At 64.5% G+C, this 16,406-nt stretch carries 16 protein-coding genes and 1 tRNA gene; 7 read left to right on the top strand and 10 right to left on the bottom strand.

Features of this window, described 5'->3' with window-relative positions; genetic code table 11:
- Nucleotides 1–66 precede the first annotated feature (66 nt).
- The 3 genes from AC5FRW_RS06770 to AC5FRW_RS06760 all read left to right on the top strand — a co-directional run bounded on the left by AC5FRW_RS06770 (nucleotide 67) and on the right by AC5FRW_RS06760 (nucleotide 3,213).
- Complete coding sequence (locus tag AC5FRW_RS06770) at nucleotides 67–2,181, top strand: pentapeptide repeat-containing protein (protein WP_493567674.1); 2,115 nt, start codon at nucleotides 67–69, stop codon at nucleotides 2,179–2,181.
- 166 nt (nucleotides 2,182–2,347) lie between these two features.
- The gene (locus tag AC5FRW_RS06765; RefSeq protein ID WP_493567673.1) at nucleotides 2,348–2,614 is read left to right on the top strand and encodes a hypothetical protein; all 267 of its coding nucleotides are present in this window, start codon (nucleotides 2,348–2,350) and stop codon (nucleotides 2,612–2,614) included.
- A 2-nt stretch (nucleotides 2,615–2,616) separates the two neighbouring features.
- Nucleotides 2,617–3,213 (top strand): DUF8108 domain-containing protein, encoded by a 597-nt coding sequence (locus tag AC5FRW_RS06760; protein ID WP_493567672.1) that lies wholly within the window; start codon nucleotides 2,617–2,619, stop codon nucleotides 3,211–3,213.
- Here AC5FRW_RS06760 and AC5FRW_RS06755 read toward each other — a convergent pair.
- Genes AC5FRW_RS06755 through AC5FRW_RS06745 form a run of 3 tightly spaced genes read right to left on the bottom strand, consistent with a single transcriptional unit; the run spans nucleotide 3,187 to nucleotide 5,963 of the window.
- A complete protein-coding gene (locus tag AC5FRW_RS06755) occupies nucleotides 3,187–3,681 on the bottom strand; it encodes a DUF2617 family protein (protein WP_493567671.1) in 495 nt (164 codons plus the stop codon). The two genes, AC5FRW_RS06760 and AC5FRW_RS06755, sit on opposite strands and share 27 nt — an antisense overlap.
- Before the next feature lie 2 nt (nucleotides 3,682–3,683).
- Nucleotides 3,684–5,273 (bottom strand): spermidine synthase, encoded by a 1,590-nt coding sequence (locus AC5FRW_RS06750; protein WP_493567670.1) that lies wholly within the window; start codon nucleotides 5,271–5,273, stop codon nucleotides 3,684–3,686.
- A gap of 3 nt (nucleotides 5,274–5,276) precedes the next feature.
- A complete protein-coding gene (locus AC5FRW_RS06745; protein WP_493567669.1) occupies nucleotides 5,277–5,963 on the bottom strand; it encodes a hypothetical protein in 687 nt (228 codons plus the stop codon).
- A 112-nt stretch (nucleotides 5,964–6,075) separates the two neighbouring features.
- On the opposite strand from AC5FRW_RS06745, the gene AC5FRW_RS06740 reads away from it, so the two are divergent.
- Nucleotides 6,076–7,836 carry a MutS-related protein gene (locus AC5FRW_RS06740; protein WP_493567668.1) on the top strand — a complete coding sequence of 587 codons (1,761 nt, stop codon included), beginning with the start codon at nucleotides 6,076–6,078 and terminating at the stop codon, nucleotides 7,834–7,836.
- Between the two features lie 54 nt (nucleotides 7,837–7,890).
- Nucleotides 7,891–8,199 (top strand): DUF6199 family natural product biosynthesis protein, encoded by a 309-nt coding sequence (locus AC5FRW_RS06735; RefSeq protein WP_493567667.1) that lies wholly within the window; start codon nucleotides 7,891–7,893, stop codon nucleotides 8,197–8,199.
- 12 nt (nucleotides 8,200–8,211) lie between these two features.
- On the opposite strand, the gene AC5FRW_RS06730 is transcribed toward AC5FRW_RS06735, so the two are convergent.
- On the bottom strand, nucleotides 8,212–8,538 hold the full coding sequence (locus tag AC5FRW_RS06730; RefSeq protein WP_493567666.1) for a hypothetical protein: 327 nt from the start codon (nucleotides 8,536–8,538) through the stop codon (nucleotides 8,212–8,214).
- 402 nt (nucleotides 8,539–8,940) lie between these two features.
- Nucleotides 8,941–9,105, bottom strand: coding sequence for a hypothetical protein (locus AC5FRW_RS06725; protein ID WP_493567665.1), 165 nt, complete (start codon nucleotides 9,103–9,105; stop codon nucleotides 8,941–8,943).
- Nucleotides 9,106–9,392: 287 nt separating this feature from the next.
- Here AC5FRW_RS06725 and AC5FRW_RS06720 point away from each other — a divergent pair, with 287 nt between their 5' ends.
- Nucleotides 9,393–10,451, top strand: a complete 1,059-nt coding sequence (locus AC5FRW_RS06720) for a halocyanin domain-containing protein (RefSeq protein ID WP_493567664.1) — start codon at nucleotides 9,393–9,395, stop codon at nucleotides 10,449–10,451.
- 119 nt (nucleotides 10,452–10,570) lie between these two features.
- Entirely contained in the window at nucleotides 10,571–11,827 is a 1,257-nt protein-coding gene (locus AC5FRW_RS06715; RefSeq protein WP_493567663.1) for an HAD family hydrolase, read from the top strand.
- A 22-nt stretch (nucleotides 11,828–11,849) separates the two neighbouring features.
- Here the strand turns inward: AC5FRW_RS06715 and AC5FRW_RS06710 are convergent, their stop codons facing one another.
- From AC5FRW_RS06710 to AC5FRW_RS06690, 5 genes are all read right to left on the bottom strand, one after another.
- Nucleotides 11,850–12,152, bottom strand: a complete 303-nt coding sequence (locus AC5FRW_RS06710) for a hypothetical protein (RefSeq protein ID WP_493567662.1) — start codon at nucleotides 12,150–12,152, stop codon at nucleotides 11,850–11,852.
- 32 nt (nucleotides 12,153–12,184) lie between these two features.
- Nucleotides 12,185–13,027, bottom strand: coding sequence for an NAD-dependent epimerase/dehydratase family protein (locus AC5FRW_RS06705; RefSeq protein WP_493567661.1), 843 nt, complete (start codon nucleotides 13,025–13,027; stop codon nucleotides 12,185–12,187).
- A gap of 41 nt (nucleotides 13,028–13,068) precedes the next feature.
- Nucleotides 13,069–14,112, bottom strand: coding sequence for a zinc-dependent alcohol dehydrogenase family protein (locus tag AC5FRW_RS06700; protein ID WP_493567660.1), 1,044 nt, complete (start codon nucleotides 14,110–14,112; stop codon nucleotides 13,069–13,071).
- 715 nt (nucleotides 14,113–14,827) lie between these two features.
- Nucleotides 14,828–14,902 (bottom strand) — tRNA-Glu (locus AC5FRW_RS06695).
- Between the two features lie 115 nt (nucleotides 14,903–15,017).
- Nucleotides 15,018–16,247 (bottom strand): helix-turn-helix transcriptional regulator, encoded by a 1,230-nt coding sequence (locus AC5FRW_RS06690; protein WP_493567659.1) that lies wholly within the window; start codon nucleotides 16,245–16,247, stop codon nucleotides 15,018–15,020.
- Nucleotides 16,248–16,406 lie beyond the last annotated feature (159 nt).

Raw genomic sequence — 16,406 nt, 5'->3', positions numbered from 1 at the left:
CCGACTGGTCGGTGTGTAACAGCATATCGGGTGGTTTTTTTGTTTGCCAGTTGATCATCAGTGACCATGACCGAGTCCGTCGTATCGAACGACAGAACGGTGCTCGCACTCACGCCGGCCGAGCGCGAGGAGCGCGGTATCGACGACGACGAGGTCGTCGACGCGCTGCTCTCGGTGATCGAACACGGCTCCAGAGAGCAGAAGATCGTCGAAGATTGTACGTTGCCCCCGGTCGTACTCGACTTTCGCACGCTCGGGAGCGACAACAACTATCCTGTGGTGTTCAGAAACTGCACGTTCACGGGACCGATCAGCGCCGTCGACGCCGACGTGACCGTGCCGATCAGGTTCGAACACTGTGAGATCGGCGGCTTGCAGTTCGAGGGCGCACGCTTCGAATTCGACTTCGCGGTCAACGATTCGGCAGTCACCGGTGAGATAGACGCTTTCGAGGCGCGCTTCGAGGACCGGTTCGACCTGTCGGGATCGACGTTCGAAGCGCCTGTCTCGCTCGACGAGACCCAGTTTGGCAACGATGCGACCTTCGACGGTGCGACGTTCGCCGCCCCGGTCACGTGCAAGACCGCCGTGTTCAGCGGGACCTCGAACGAACTGGGGGACAACGCGAGTTTCGTCGACACGCGATTCGAGACGGACTTCGACTGCCAGCAGGCGACGTTCGTGTACGCGGACTTCACGAACGCGCGCTTTGGTGGTCGGGCAGGCTTCGAGAAGGTTCGGTTCACCGGCGACGCGGCGTTTACCGACACGACCTTCGCCGGCGAAGCGGACTTCGACGAAGTCGACTTCGTCGAGGACGTTACCTTCTCGAACGCGACCTTCCAGTCGATGACCGTCTTCCGCGGTGCGGAGTTCGAAGGAGGTTCCCGCTCGCTCGAACGGGACGCGGACTTCTCCGGCGTGGTCTTCGAGGACGACCTCAACTTCCGTGATGTCCACTTCCGGGACGCTCACTTCGCGGCGATCACCAGCAGCGGCCACGCGATGTTCGAGAGCAGTCGCTTCGATGGCGACGCGGTGTTTACCGGAGCGACGTTCGACGGTGAGATCGACTTCGACGAAGCCCGGTTCGACGGCGACGCGACCTTCTCGGACGTCTCCTTCGAGGGGAAGGCGGTCTTCCGGGGCGCAGAGTTCCGCGGCGGCGACAACCACCTCGAAGAGGACGCCTCTTTCGACGACGCGACCTTCGAGGCACGGGCGGACTTCGACGACGCCGTGTTCAACTCCGCGTCGTTCGTCGGCAGCCGTTTCGCCGCCACGACCGACTTCAAGGGATCGACCTTCGAGCGAGGGGTCTTTCACATCGTCCCAGTGACCAACGAGAGCTACGTCGACCTCACCAGCGCGATCCTCAAGCACGGCGAAATCCGCCAGCCAGAGGGTGGATGGGTCCGTTACGATCTGACGAACGCGAGTCTGGGATCGGTGACGCTGATCGCCGCGACCGACGAGGACCATCGCCAACTGCTCGACTACTTCCGGTTCTGTAACACGGAGTTCAACGAGTTCGACGGCTACGACTTCGATTTCTCTGCACACACCGACTATCTCGACCGTAACGACTGGGCGCTCCACGAGTTCGACGAGAACTTCGCCGACGTCGAGTTCGAGCTGGCGATGACACCCGAGACGACCGAGCGGACCTACCTGAAGGCCAAGACCGCGGCCTCGACTGCCGGACAGATGAAGGCTGCCGGAGAGTTCCGGGTCAAGCGCCAGCAGTTCGCCCGCAAGAAGTACGTCGGCATCGCGACCGACGCTTCGACCGACCTCACGACGCGGCTGAAAAACGCCAGTCGCGCAATAGAGAACGCCTTTCTCGGCGTGACCTGTGGCCACGGCATGCGTCTGGGTCGGATCGTCGCGGTCTTCGCGCTCTTTCCGCTCTTTCCGGCGATGCTCTATGCCTTCGGCGGGCCGATGTTTTCGACGACGATCCCACCCCTCTCGGAGGCGTCTGGACTGTTCACCCCGGAGGGACTGTCGATCCTCTACCGGAACGTCCACTTCAGCTACATCACGTTCCTCACCATCGGCTACGGCTACATCGGGCCGGAAGGGGCGGCCGCGAGAGCGATGGCGGGAGCGGAAGTGTACATCAACGTCATCCTCTCGGGACTCGTGCTGTACTGTCTGATCAAGCGCTCGGAGATATGACATCCTCCGCGCCGTGAACGGCGCGGTTTCCCGGGCGTTGGGATATTATCGTTCTCGGTTCGACTGCTCTTGTGGGCGTACTCTGCCCGTAGACGTGTCGAATAGACGCTTCCGCGACGGTGCGGGGAGGAAAAGAACTTTTCCAGTGGTCGTCGAACCTGCTCCTATGACGGAACGAGTGAGCGGTGAGGACGTGATCGTCGAGAACGCGACCGAAGACGTCATCGTCGAGTCCGCGGAGGACGTTCGGATCGAAGGCGGCAGCGTCGAGGGGAAACTGGTCATCGAATCGGCACAGGACGTGATCGTCGAGAACGGGGGCGAGGTCCACGTCGAGCAATCCGAGGACGTGACCGTCGAATCAGGGACCGTCGAGGGCGACGTCAACGTCGAGAACGCCCAGGACGTGTACGAGGACGACGGCCTGCTCTGAGTATGAGTGGAGACGACTCCATCAGTGTCGTCGGCACTCGCAAGTCCCGCTCGCTGGGGGGGGTGTCCGGCACGGTCACCGTCGAGAGCGAACAGGGATCGGTCGACTTTACCGCCACCGACGACGTGACCCTGACAGTCGGCGGCGAGCGCAATTCGGTCACGGCCGACGGGAGCGCAGAGACCGTTCGACTCACCATCGAGGGGGACCGAAACAGCGTCTCGGTCGCCCGGTCGCTGGATCTGGAGATCGTCGCAGACGACGGCGTGGCGAACTCGATCGACCGCCACGGCGAGGAACAGGCTGGCCCGGACCTCGTCAGGACCGACCGCGAGGAAGCATACGCGGACCTCGGCCTGTTCGATTACACGGTAGTCTCCTACCAGACCAACGCCACCGAACGGGAGTTTTGCCACAACTGTGGCCGGGACGCCGACACGATCATCCGGCGACACGAGGAGACGGTGCTGTCGGTGTTCGGGCTGACCGTCACCGTCGGCGAACGGACCGGCTCAGACGAGTGCCCGGAGTGTACGCCCCACGTCCCCGACGAGGACGTGGCACTTTCCGAGTCAGAGCGACGCGAGATCTTCGGCTGATCGCTCGTCGCCGCGTTGCCCACCGAGTCGTTCGAACACTGTCTCGGTGAACACGGCACAGTCGTGCTCGGGATACGTGTGCCAGGTCTCGTAGCCCCGATCCCTGATCGTGATCGCAGTCACGGCCCGCTTTGCGAAGTCGTAGCGCAGGTCGAACGACCGTGTCGCGGGGAACCGGTCGATCGGATCGACGCTGATCGTCGTTGCACACGATACGGCGTCGGTCTCGTAGTCGAGGACCGTCGACCGCTCGTCCGTGATATCGATCGTTCGAGCGCCGTCGACGCTGCCGGCGTCACAGGACGCGATCTCGGCGAAATCGATTGACTGCGCGCGGACACAGTGGGAACTCCCGATGACCGAGACGAGCAGATCGACGTCGCCGACCGTCACCGTCGTCTCCTCGTAGACACACAGCTGGTCTGGATCGCTGATCTCGTAGCCAAAGTGGAGGGTGTCGTGGTCCATCGTTAGCCGATGATGATGTCGTAGTTCGGTGCGAAGACGCTGTTCGGGTCGACGCCACGATAGCGGTCGATCGCTCGCCACTCGTGACTGGCGTAGGCAGCGCGCATCTGTTCGTTCTGGACGTTGCGAGCGGTTTCGAGCGTCAGATTCCGGTCGGGAGACGGCGAGAGCAGATAGTATCGCTCACCGCGTTCGAGGTCGCCGTCACGGTCGAGGTCCCCGTAGGTGCTGTAGTCGGCGTACGCCCGGAAGCCGGCCTCGTGGACGGTGTTGACGTAGGCCTTGTGATGGTTCGCGAAGGCGTGGCGGGAGTAGACCCACGTCGCGACCATCCCGTCCTCGGTCAGGTGCTGGCGCAGTTGCGTGTAGAACTCAGTCGAGTACAGCGGGAGCATGTCGTCGGAGCGAGCACCGGGCAGGTCCAGCAGGATCAGGTCGTACTGCTGGTCTGTCGACCGGAGATAGGTGCCAGCGTCGGCCGCGGTGGTGTTCAGGCGCTCGTACTCGTAGGCGTCGTCGTGGTACTGCTCGAAGAACGGGTGGTCTTTCGTCTCGTTCATGAACGCCCGGTCGATGTCGACGTGGTCGACAGTCACGTCGTACGCCCGGAGCGAGTCGACAGCGATCCAGTCGCCACCGCCGACGAGGAGCACGCGCGTCTCGGGACCGTGCTCGAACTGCGACATCGGCACGTCGACGAGTCCCTCGTGATAGGCGTCGACCCAGCGGTCACAGAGCTGGACGGCCATATCGAGTCGCAAGCAGGTGTCGGTCCCGGGCAGATCCGCGAGGCGGCGCTCGTAGATGACTGCGTCCTGATACTTCGTGGTGTAGCGCTCGGTCACGTCGACCGTCGCCGTCCCCGGCGGATACTCGCTCTCGATAGCCCCCTCGACGTACAGGTCGGTCAGCGAGTCCTCGACCTGCTGTTCGTTGACGAGCACGCCCGCGTACACGCCCGTGACGAGCAGGCCGACCAGCAGGAGGACTTTACTGCTCTCGGTAAATCTGACGGCGAACGCCAGCGCCGCCAGCCCGTTGAGCAGGCCGAGGACGAAGATCGCAGGGATCAGGCCCAGTGACGGATAGAGCACGAGCGCGTAGACGACCGTCCCGACGAGACTGCCGAAGTAGTCGACGCCAAGCACCTCACTGAAGGCCGACCGCTCGCTGGTCACCATCGCCGAGAGGAACGGTATTTCGAGTCCCGAGAGGACGCCGACAGCGAGGATCGGCAGGTGTGAGACGACGAGGACGGCGGTGTCTTTCGCCGGGAAGCGCACGTCCGGGAAGCTGTTGAGAAGGATCATCACCAGCAGTCCCAGCGGGCCGACGACTGCGAGTGCCACCTCGATCCTGAAGAAGTTCCGCTCGTCCTCGTCGACGTAGTTGTACAGGACGGCACCGATCCCCAGCGAGAACAGGTACAGGCCGATGGTGATCGAGTACCGCAGCACCGTCCCGCCAAAGAGGACACGGAGCATCTCCGAGTAGATGAGTTCGTAGACGATGCTACAGAAGGCGACGATCAGCGTCAATCCGAGGAGGAGTGCTCGCTCGGATCGCAGTGACGGGACTCGAACGGAGGGCACGCGTCAGAGACGTGGCGAGACCTTCCAGGGGTTCTCGACGTCGTATCCCGACCCGTCTTCGTCGACTTCGAAGTCCACGGCCTCCCAGCCGAAGTCGTGGGACCCCTGTCGGGCTTCCAGTTTCGAGCCGACACGATACCAGCCCGACTGCACGTTCTCGTAGGTCAGTGTCTCTTTCTCGGGATCGGACCACGTCTCGTCCCAGTCGACGGGACCCGGCTCCGGTGGGTCGTCCGAGTACTGGGCACGGCTGCCGAGATAGGCGATCCCGACGCGCTGATGGGCTGCACGATAGGTCTGGATCTCGTCACGGTGGTCCTCCCGCCAGTCGTCGTCATCGTCGTGGCCGTGATAGATCGCACGGCCGTGGTGACCGTGCGGCGCGGACCGGTAGCCACCGGACCCTCGTCCGGTTGCCCCGGAGCCTCGCCCGCCACCCTTTGCCGCGCGGGCCGTTCCAACGACCGAAAGCCCACTGACGCCGAGCGAGAGGCTCGCTGACACGTCGGCGCGCGATTCGACGACCGGTGTCTCGACGAGTGGGATCTGCAGCGTCTCGGAACTCACCTGTAGTTCGTCGAAGACTTCGGATTCTCGTGGAGGGTTCGGGGCGGTACCACTGCACCCGGCGAGGGAACCAACGCCAGCGAGTCCGAGGAGACTCGCTCGCACGAACGAACGCCGTTGCATATTTCACGTCGTATATAGTTGCGATAATGAAGGTTACGAAACAGCAACCGCTCTGTCACGAACTGATGAGCGAGGCAGAAACGCTAAACCCGGTCCCCATCTGGTCACGACCATGCGACTGGAGGAGTACTGGGGAATTGGCCCGAAGACGAGTGCGCTGCTGGCGGACGAACTGGGGGTCGAACGTGCGATCGCGGCGATCGAATCGGCCGACACCAGAGCGCTGACCGCCGCCGGCCTCTCACGTGGCCGGGCCACGCGAATCCTGCGACGAGCCACCGGCAAGGAGGCGATGGACCTGCTGGCGACCCGCGACACGCGTGACGTGTACAAGGAGTTGCTCGACCTCGCGGAGGAACACGCCGTCACCGACCACGCCGCCGACCGGATTCGCGTGTTGACGCCGCTGCCCGACCGAGCGGCGATGGACGAGCGCCTGTCCGCGGTCGTCGCGGCACGCGACGCGTGGGCCGGTCTCGACGACGAGCGACGGGAGGCCGTCATCGCTGCGTTCGACCGCTACGACAGCGTCGACGGCGGTGAACTATCGGCCGTCAGAACGGCGATCGGACTACAGGAGACTGGCGTCGAAGCCGGCGTGTTCGAACCGATCGCGACGCTCGACGCCGACGACCTCGACGCCGCTGCGCGGGCACTCGCCGGGCTACAGGGTGCTGGCGACCGCGTCGGTGCGGGTGCCGACGACGAACTCGACGCGCTTCGCGAGCAACTGGGACAGGTCGAGGACCTCGTCGCCACGTCCCCCGAAGTGGTCGAGCAGCTACAGTCCAACGCACGCCGTCCGGACGAGTTTCAGGACGCACTTACGCGCCATCTGACCGACGAGACTGGCGTCGACGTGGCCCGCGCTCGTGACGCGATGCCACGGGAGGCGACCGACGCACAGGACTTCGTCGAGACCGCACTGCGCGAACTGGCGAGTGATCTCCGACAGCGCGTCGACGAGCGCGAGCAGACCGTCGCGGCGACGCTGGAAGATGACCTCGAAGCGGCCCGGGACACGGTGGATGCGGCCGTCGAAGCGGTCGACGACGCGGCGCTGTACGTCTCGCTTGCCCGCTTCGCACTCGCGTACGGTCTCACCCGGCCGACGTTCGTCGAAGACCGGGAGACCATCGCCGTGCGGGGCGCGCGCAATCTCTCCCTGCAGGACGGCGACGTGGCCGTCCAGCCGGTCACGTACGCCGTCGGTGACCACGACTTGCCGAAGAGTCGCGAACCGCCCACGGGCGACCGCGTGGCCGTCCTCACCGGGGCGAACTCCGGTGGGAAGACGACGCTGCTGGAGACGTTGTGTCAGGTCCAGTTGCTCGCCCAGATGGGGCTGCCGGTCCCCGCCGAGGACGCCGAAGTGAGCCTCGTGGATACGATCGTCTTCCACCGCCGCCACGCCTCGTTCAACGCCGGCGTGCTCGAATCGACGCTTCGCTCGGTCGTCCCGCCCCTGACCGGCGGCGACCGGACGCTGATGCTCGTCGACGAGTTCGAGGCGATCACCGAACCCGGCAGCGCCGCGAACCTTCTGCACGGGCTAGTGACGCTGACGGTCGAACGCGACGCGCTCGGGGTGTTCGTCACGCACCTCGCGGACGACCTCGAACCGCTGCCCGACGCTGCCCGTACCGACGGTATCTTCGCGGAAGGACTCTCGCCGGACCTCGAACTGGAGGTCGACTACCAGCCACGCTTCGAGACGGTCGGCAAGTCCACGCCGGAGTTCATCGTCTCACGGCTCGTCGCCAACGCGGCCGATCCGGTCGAGCGAACGGGCTTCGAGACGCTGGCTCAGGCCGTCGGCGAGGAGGCCGTCCAGCGCACGCTCTCGGACGCACGCTGGTCAGAAGCCGAGTAGCCGCCCGGTTCGGAGCGGTGGTATTGACATGCCTCCAGCCCAAAACTCCGATCGATGGCAATACAGAAACTCCTCCCCGTGACCTACGCGTGGCTCGTTTTCCAGGGACTGCTCGCCTCGTTGCTGCCCAAACAGGCGATCAAGCTGAACGCTCGCCTGACACTCTCCGGGTACGAGAACCCCGAGGACCTCGAACCGAAGGCGTGGTACGTCCGGGCGACCCGTGTCGCCGGCGTCGGCATGTTGACCGCCGGTCTCGCCGGTCTCCTCTCGGTCTCACAGCTCGACGACGAAGACGAAGCGCCTGCGGTCGAGGACAGCGCCGACCCGATCGAAGTCGAGATCGGCGAGGAAGAGGCCTGAACGCTCGATTCTTCACGACTCGTTCGGCTCGCCACTCTCGGAGAGTACCAGCCCGTTGACCTCGCGGATGCCGAAGCCGTCTTCGAGCCGCGTTTCGAGCGCTTTCGAGAGGTCTTCGGCGGCGATTTCGGCGGTCAGCGCGACGTCGACATCGACGTGGATGTCGGTCCAGTTCGGATTGACGCTGGTGACCCGATCGATCGTCACGGTCTCGACGGCCGCGACGTTTGCGATCACGTCCGCAGCGCCGGCTTCGAGGTCTCCGGCCTCGCCACGCGGGACGCGCAGTGAGACGTCGGCCGTTGCATCGACCATCTGCCGCTGGTGGCTGTAGCTCATGGCGAACCACCCCGGTTGGAGGGTGGTCGCTCGAACACGGCGACAGTCACCAGTAGCGTCGCAGTGGGCGACATACTGCTCCGCCGCGAGTCGAACGCGGCCGGCCTCGCGGCCGTCTGGTACCGACCAGCGGAGCGGTCAGCGGGAACGGTGATCCATCGGGGGCGAGCAGTCCACAGTGATGCCTCTCAGGGAGCACCTGCGACTCCTCGGCCCTAGCTGTGGCACCGGGCAGGCGAGTCGCCACGATGTGGTGTCGTGGCGACGACGGTCTCACCGGGAGTCGAACCCGCCTGTCGGGAGACAGGAGTCCAGCACTGTGAGACGAATGACGCGGGCCACTCCGACGAGAGTCACACGTCGAACCGTGGCAATCCCAGAAGACGGCCCGCGTCGGTCGCGTTATGCGGCGATCGATGCGGGCGGTAGATACCAGGTGTCCAGATTGACACGCCGCCCCGCACCAGCAATCCCCGCCGTTACGTGGACCTCTGGCCCACGATTGGCGAACCGCTCGCTTGCGTTCCAGCGAGCGGATGTCGGTGAGGGGGTGGACGTATCGTACATGTGGAACACCGCTGTATCGAGGTGATAATCCGTACAGAGGGTGATATATTAAACCTTTTTCACGAATGTGAACGAATGTCACAGCACGCCACAGAGCACCTCGAACTTGAACCGCCGCCCGAAGCTGATCGGGTGTATATAATTACCACCGGTCTTCCCGCCCTGTGAAAAGCCCCTCGCCGACTTATCTATCCGTACCCGCTTCGTCAAGGTATGGTACGACAGTCCCGTTCACACGGTGGTTCAGACGGTGCAATCTGCGCGCGTTCGCTATGGGGTGGTGCCTGATGGTCGACAGTGGACTGACTCGTCGAGGTCTCCTCCGGGCCGGCGCAGGGCTGACTGTCGCTGCCGCCGCGCGCCCGGCGCTCGCCCAGTCACAGCCGGAGTACGGTAGCTGGTTCGACAACGTGGGGAACTTCGACGGCACCGTCGACAAGCGCGGGCAGGACGAGGTCACGATTCAGGTGGGCGCACAGGGCAACGGGAGCGCCTTTGCCTTCGGTCCGGCAGCCGTCAAGGTCTCACCGGGGACGACGGTCGTCTGGGAGTGGACCGGTGATGGCGGGTCACACAACGTCGTCGCCGAGGACGGTTCCTTCGAGAGCCAGATGGTCGGCGACAGCGGTCACACGTTCGAACACACTTTCGAGGAGGCCGGTGTGTTCAAATACGCCTGTACGCCCCACAAGACGATGGGAATGAAAGGGGCAATCACCGTTCGCGAGGGCGAGGGCGGTGACACCACTGGGAGCGCGACCGAGACTGCGACCGACGGCGAGACGACCTCGTCACGCTCGTTCGACGGGTGGTTCGACAACGTCGGGAACTACGACGGCGTCGTCGACGAGACCGGTGCCGACGAAGTGACGATTCAGGTGGGCGCACAGGGCAACGGGAGCGCCTTTGCCTTCGGTCCGGCAGCCGTCAAGGTCTCACCGGGGACGACGGTCGTCTGGGAGTGGACCGGCAACGGTGGGTCACACAACGTCGTCGCGGAAAACGGTGCCTTCGAGAGTCAGTTGGTCGGCGACGGCGGGCACACGTTCGAACACACTTTCGAGGAGGGCGGCGTCTTCAAGTACGCCTGCACGCCCCACAAATCGGTGGGGATGAAGGGGGCCGTCGTCGTCCCGTCGGCCGGTGACGGGACGGCTGCGAGCAGTGGCGACGGTGGCGAGCAAGCCGATTCCTCCGGCGGTGGGGATCTCTCGCCGGCGGCCGGTGCAGTCGGCATCTCGCTCCTGTTGGGTATCCTCTCGCCGCTCGGCTTCGCGGCGTTCCTGCGTCTGAAGAACTCGGACGACGGCACGACGACGGCCCACCAGTCGTACGCCGACGATTGAGCGGTCGAGACGGGGCGGCCCGACGCTCCGACTCGATATCGTCCACCCATCGCCAGTGGCCGACGTGCCTCCCGAACGAGTGCCGACAGTATATGAGGCCGCCGGACCACGGTGGGCGTATGGAACGGTACGATCAGCTCTACCGACTCTACGACGATTTCGACACGGTCACGCTGCAGGCCTATCAGGAGTTCGTCGACCTGTTTCCGCCGGTCGATTCGAAGGTCGCACTGGAGCACTGGCAGGACGCCAGTGAGGAACTCGACGCGCGCAAGCGCTCGATCAGGGAGAGCTACCCGACGACCGGTGAACGCTACGCAGCGATCGCATCGTACCTCGACCGCGATCAGGCCTTTACCGCGCTGGATCTGGCGAACGAACACGAGCGGTGTGTCAACGTCCTCGTCCTCGACGTGGACGAGACGCTTCGCAGCGCCGGGACGACGGACAACGAAATCCCGCGAGAGACGCTCCATCTGCTCCACCGGCTTCACGACGACGGCGTCCCAATCGTCGTCTGTACGGGGCAGACACTGGAGAACGTCAAGGGGTTCCTGATTCAGGGACTGGGCAACGCGCTGGTCCACTCTGGCGACGTGAGTATCGTCTACGAATCGGGCAACGGCGTGTTCACGCCCCGGCAGGGCGAGCGGACGAAGCAACTCCTCTACGAATCGCTCGGCGACGAGATAACGACCGTCTTCGATCAGGTGCGCTCGCGTATCCTCTCGGCCGCGCCCGAGACCATCGCCCACGGCTGTCACCTGCAGGGCAACGAGTTCAACGTCACGCTCAAGCCCAACGCCGAGAACGGGAGCCGACAGGCCATCGAGATCATCGACGACGGGACCCGGTACCTGCTCGACTTGCTCGGCGAGACGGTCGCATCGGCGGTCGGCGCCGAGGCGGACGACCCCGGGCGGTGGGCCAGGGCGTACTTCGCACAGGACCCCGAGATCCGTGGCGTCCTCGAAGACGCCGGAGAAGGACCGTCGGAGAGCGCCGACGACGTGCCCGAGGCGCTGGCAACCGTCTTCGAGCGGATCGACGTGGGCTACTACGAGGGCGACGCCGTCGAAATCGTCAGCCTCGAACTCGACAAGCCCACGGGCGTGAAAGCCGCCTTCGACGTGCTCGGTATCGACGACCCGTTCGCACTCGTGATGGGCGACAGCAAGAGCGACCTCCGGGTGATGGAGTGGCTCGAAGCCGAGGACGCCGGCATCGCCGCTGCCCCGGAACACGCCTCGCGGGACGTGCTCGATCACGTCGTGCGCACGAACGAACTCCTCTTCGACGAGGGCGACGCCTCCGAAATCCTCGAAATGGTCTACGGGCTGAATCGGCTGGTGACGGTCGACGGCGACGACGTGTGATCGACAGCTTCGATAAACCGTCTCAAGACTGCTCGGCCGCCCGTCGAACGTGGGCCAGTGCTTCTTCGGGTGTCATCCCGCGGACCCCACAGGAACAGGAGCGCAGTTCGGGATCGTCGAGGTCGTCGACCTTGACCTGTCGTGTCCGTTCCAGTTCGTCGGTGTCCTCGTCGTACTCGTAGTACAGTCGATAGCTGATCTGGGCGACGCCCTCGATGCGGTGGTCGGCGTCGGGGTCTGGCTCGTGGATCGCTGCCTCGTGTTCGGCCTGCATCTCGGCTTTCCACTCGTCGAGCGTCGCCTCAGGGTCGCGCTCGTCGGTCATACCTCTCTCTCACGGGCGTGGTGCAAAAAAGCTCATGACGGGGGCGCGTCCCACGTCTCACCGTTGTCTTGCGGATCGTAGCCGATCACGTCACGCGCGTGATCGATGTCGAACCATCGCCTGTCGTTGTCGCTGACGCCGTAAAACACGTCGAATTCGACCGTATCGTCCTGTAGGCACTGCTCGACCATGTGGGCGTGGTCACGCCGGGATTGCCACATCGCTTTCATACGCGCCACCTGCTCGTCGTAGTCTGCACTGTTGCGCTCGAACTCGCCACGCTCGACGCCGGCCGTTGCGTCGCCGTACGGATGATCGTACTCGGGGTCTCGGACCGAACAGATACGGAGTGCGTACACCGACACGCCGTGCTGCTGGGCCGCTAATTGCCCCAGTCCTTCACCGTAGACTTTCGCTGTCCCGTACATCGAATCGGGTCTGGCGGTGACGGTGTGGTCGACGGTGAGGCCGTGGTCGGGATAGTACACCTCGGGAGCGTGCTCGACTTCGTACAGGCCGACTGCGTGGTTCGAGGAGGCGTAGACGAGCGTGTCCAGCCCCGTCTCGGCGGCCGCGCCGATCACGGTCGCGTGCAACTGGAGGTTCTCGGCGTGTGCCGTCGACCACGCGATAGCTCGATCGTCCGACCCGCCGTCGTCCATCGGGACGTGTGCGAGGTGGACGACGGCGTCGGCGGCCCCGACGTGCTCGCGAACCACCTCGGACTCGCCGGCGTCGGCAACGACCGAGGTGACGTCCGGGTCCGGGTGTTCGACGACATCGAGGCTCGTGAAGTCGTACGCGTCGTTCCCGGCCAGATGGTCAGTGATCGCCGTGCCGACGGTGCCCGCAGCGCCGGTGATGAGAACGTCCATACGTCGTGTAGGGCGACGACTCTGGTAATTGTTCGCACTCGTCAGACTTCGACGAGTACCTTGATCGCCTCGCGTTCGTCCATCGCACGGTACCCCTCGGCGATGTCTTCGAGACCCACCGTCTTCGTGAAGATCGGTGACGGGTCGAGCGTCCCGCCGAGTACGTCGCCGAGCAGTTCCTCGGCGTAGGCCCTGACCGGTGCGACCCCGCCCGCGAGCGTTTTGTTGTTCCCGAACAGCTCGAAGATCGGAACGCCGGCCGACTCGACGCCGTGGGGGACGCCGACGTACCCGACCGTCCCGCCCGGGCGACACACGTCGACCGCTTGCTCCATCGCGCTGGCCGCACCCACACACTCCATGACGTGCTCGGCCCCGCCGTAGGTCAGTTCCCGTACCCGTTCGACCACGTCGGTGTCGCCCCCGCCAAGCACCGTCTCGGTCGCGCCGAAGTCCTCGGCCAGTTCGAGTCGGTCCGGGTGGTGGCCGACGGCGACGATGCGGGACGCACCGAGTCGGCGGGCCGCGAGGACGCCACACAGACCGACCGCCCCGTCACCGACGACCACGCAGGTGTCGCCCGCTTGCACGCCCGCGCTGACAGCGGCGTGGTGGCCCGTCCCCATCACGTCCGTCAGTGGGAGGATCGATTCGAGCGCGTCCTCGTCGTCGGCGTACCGGTCGGGCACGCGGACGAGCGTGCCGTCTGCGTGTGGCGCCCGGACGTACTCGCCCTGTGCGCCGCCGTTGTCACCGCCCCAGCCGTCACCGTTGACACACGACGTGTGGAGGCCGCGCCGGCAGAACTCACACGACCCGCAACTGACGACGAACGGCGCGAACACGCGATCACCGGGCTGGACGCTGCGTACGTCCTCGCCGACTGCCTCGACGACCCCCATCGGCTCGTGGCCCACGCGCGATCCCGTCTCGCGGTCGCTGTCGCCCCGATAGAACCACAGGTCCGACCCACAGACTGCGGTGTGGGTCACCCGGACGATGGCGTCTGTCGGCGCATCGAGTTCCGGTTTCGGTACGTCCTCGACGTGAATCTCTCTCGGTCCGCGGAAGACTGCTGCGCGCATACGACCAGTCAGGGCGAGCGTCGTGAAAAGTTGGCTGCCTTCTCTGGGTCTCGGCCCGTCCTCGCTGCCAGAATAGCGACCATACCGACAGACACACAGCCACGGGTCAGATAGTTCGTGTGTAACAAAGACGGTCGATTCTGAGGGAATCGGTGATGCGATACCTGTTTTTCACGAACACTCCTGCCCACGTCCATCTCTACAGGAACGCGATCCACAGGCTCACAGCGCAGGGGCACGACGTTCTCGCACTCGGACGCGACGACGGCTGTGCGGTCGATCTGCTGGACTACTTCGAAATTCCCTACGAACTGTACGGTCGGCGGGAGAACAGGAGTTTTCCGACGAGTAACCGGGCTGGACCCGTTTCGACACACGCCACCGGTGACGACGATGTGGCGCTGGCGATTCGTCAAGTAATCCTATCTTATCGATCGGTCCGTCGCGTCCCTGTCACCGCCGATCCGAGGCCCGATGTGACTGATCGCGGGTGCGCTCGCTGGCGGGCCTCACCAGATTCGCCACACGTTCGAGGATGTACGTGACACCGACGCGTTCGCTGTCACTCGGTGGCCGGTGTCCGAAGAAGTGCTCGTCGGGGATTCGAACCCGACTGCGAGACAGTCCTGCTCGCTTCGCTGTGCGGGCTGTGACTCGCCTCGGTAGAACCCTTCGTGCGCGTTCTGTTCACGTCACAGAGTGACGCTCACTGCAATGCTCCGTCAGGGATTCGAACCCTGGTCCTTGCCGTGAGAGGGCAAGATGATTGGCCGGACTACACCAACGGAGCGCACTCGATTATATCGGGGAGATACGTATAATGGTTGCGTTTCGCCACTGCCCTGTGTGGGTTACACACGCACCAGCGCGCGGAGATCGGGTCTGTCTCGACCGCCGTGGGTCACTCACTCGTCGTCCTCGAACGGGGAGCCAGCGGCGTCGGGTTCGTGGCCGGCGAGACTGATGATGTTCTCGCGACCGACGCGGAGTTTGCTGATGTCGCCGTCGTCTTCCATATCCGAGAGGAGCATGCTCACCTTCGATTTGGACCACTCGGTCTCGTCGACGATGTTGACCTGTTTCATCCGGCCCCCGTTGTCTTCGAGGAGTTTGACGACCCGGTCACTGTCAGAGAGCAGTTCCTCGTCCGGAATCGGCGTCTGAGTCTCCGGCGCGGACTGACCACTCGCCGCGGATTGCTCCGTCGTTTCGACCGCCGACTCGGCGCGCCTGCCCGGCAGCGAGATCGAACCGGTTCGATAGGCGATGGCGCTCGAAAGTCCGATGACGACGATGACGACACCGACGAGCCACACCATCGGATTGCCGGTGCCACTCCCGAGCGGTTCGGTCGTCTCGCTCACCGGTGGCTCGGTCGTGGCGTCGTTCCCATCGGGGGTGGCACTTGTCGACGCCGTCGCGGATTCGGTCGACGAGCCATCACCACCCCCGGACCCCACACTCGTCGACGGCTGGCGAGTGGTCAGCACGGCGTAGGGCCGTTGCTGGGCGAACGTTCGCTCGCCCTCCCACGTGACACTCTGGCTCTGGGCCAGCGAATCCGGGTCGGTCTGAGAGGTCGGCGTCGGCAACGCTTCCTCGAACTGGAGTCCTGCCCCCCGGACGAACACGATGGCCTGATTCTGGCCGATATAGAAGTTCTCGCCGAACACGTCACCGACGACGACACGGTCGCCGTCCGTTCGGGCGAAGTGGGTCCACGTGAACTGGAGTTCGACCGTCCCCCGGTCCTCGAAGTTCGCCGTCACGTTCGTGTATGCCGTTCGCCCGAAGGACGTGGCTTCCATCGGGCGATCGGTCGCGTTACGTCCGGTCGTGACGAGTGTTTCGGCTCCCGAGACGAAGTTCTGGTAGAGCTGTGTCTCGTTGTTCTCGAACCGCTGGGCGAAGTCCTCGAACGCCGCCCGTTCGCTCTCGTTGACCAGCCGCTGATGATGCTTGATCGCCCAGCGAGCGGACCCGTTCTCCGTGAGCGTGATCTCGAAGGTCGTCTGGTCGAAGCCCTCAGGCTGGACCAGTAGTCCTGCAGACGACCCCTGTGTTGTGGCTGCTGAAGCACCGCTCGACACGAGCGCGACGACGAGCAAACACGCCACGACGAACTGGCGATCCATCTGTTCTATATCACCTGAGGAGAGGATAAAAACACTGTGTCTGGTCCCCTCTGATACGGATTATTGTAGCGCTGTACCGGTGATCGTTTACCCCGTGGCGACGATCGCCGGGAAGCATCTAGAATAAACCGTACGAGAGGGTTGTCGTCGGTGGCCGAC

This window comes from Halomicrobium sp. HArcht3-1 (assembly GCF_058933345.1).
This window is presented reverse-complemented; position numbering and strand designations above follow the sequence as displayed.

Coding starts and splice junctions, on each gene's coding strand:
- AC5FRW_RS06770 (WP_493567674.1), top strand. CDS start 67: ATGACCGAGTCCGTCGTATCGAACGACAGAACGGTGCTCGCACTCACG.
- AC5FRW_RS06765 (WP_493567673.1), top strand. CDS start 2,348: ATGACGGAACGAGTGAGCGGTGAGGACGTGATCGTCGAGAACGCGACC.
- AC5FRW_RS06760 (WP_493567672.1), top strand. CDS start 2,617: ATGAGTGGAGACGACTCCATCAGTGTCGTCGGCACTCGCAAGTCCCGC.
- AC5FRW_RS06755 (WP_493567671.1), bottom strand. CDS start 3,681: ATGGACCACGACACCCTCCACTTTGGCTACGAGATCAGCGATCCAGAC.
- AC5FRW_RS06745 (WP_493567669.1), bottom strand. CDS start 5,963: ATGCAACGGCGTTCGTTCGTGCGAGCGAGTCTCCTCGGACTCGCTGGC.
- AC5FRW_RS06740 (WP_493567668.1), top strand. CDS start 6,076: ATGCGACTGGAGGAGTACTGGGGAATTGGCCCGAAGACGAGTGCGCTG.
- AC5FRW_RS06735 (WP_493567667.1), top strand. CDS start 7,891: ATGGCAATACAGAAACTCCTCCCCGTGACCTACGCGTGGCTCGTTTTC.
- AC5FRW_RS06730 (WP_493567666.1), bottom strand. CDS start 8,538: ATGAGCTACAGCCACCAGCGGCAGATGGTCGATGCAACGGCCGACGTC.
- AC5FRW_RS06725 (WP_493567665.1), bottom strand. CDS start 9,105: ATGTACGATACGTCCACCCCCTCACCGACATCCGCTCGCTGGAACGCA.
- AC5FRW_RS06720 (WP_493567664.1), top strand. CDS start 9,393: ATGGTCGACAGTGGACTGACTCGTCGAGGTCTCCTCCGGGCCGGCGCA.
- AC5FRW_RS06715 (WP_493567663.1), top strand. CDS start 10,571: ATGGAACGGTACGATCAGCTCTACCGACTCTACGACGATTTCGACACG.
- AC5FRW_RS06710 (WP_493567662.1), bottom strand. CDS start 12,152: ATGACCGACGAGCGCGACCCTGAGGCGACGCTCGACGAGTGGAAAGCC.
- AC5FRW_RS06705 (WP_493567661.1), bottom strand. CDS start 13,027: ATGGACGTTCTCATCACCGGCGCTGCGGGCACCGTCGGCACGGCGATC.
- AC5FRW_RS06700 (WP_493567660.1), bottom strand. CDS start 14,112: ATGCGCGCAGCAGTCTTCCGCGGACCGAGAGAGATTCACGTCGAGGAC.
- AC5FRW_RS06690 (WP_493567659.1), bottom strand. CDS start 16,247: ATGGATCGCCAGTTCGTCGTGGCGTGTTTGCTCGTCGTCGCGCTCGTG.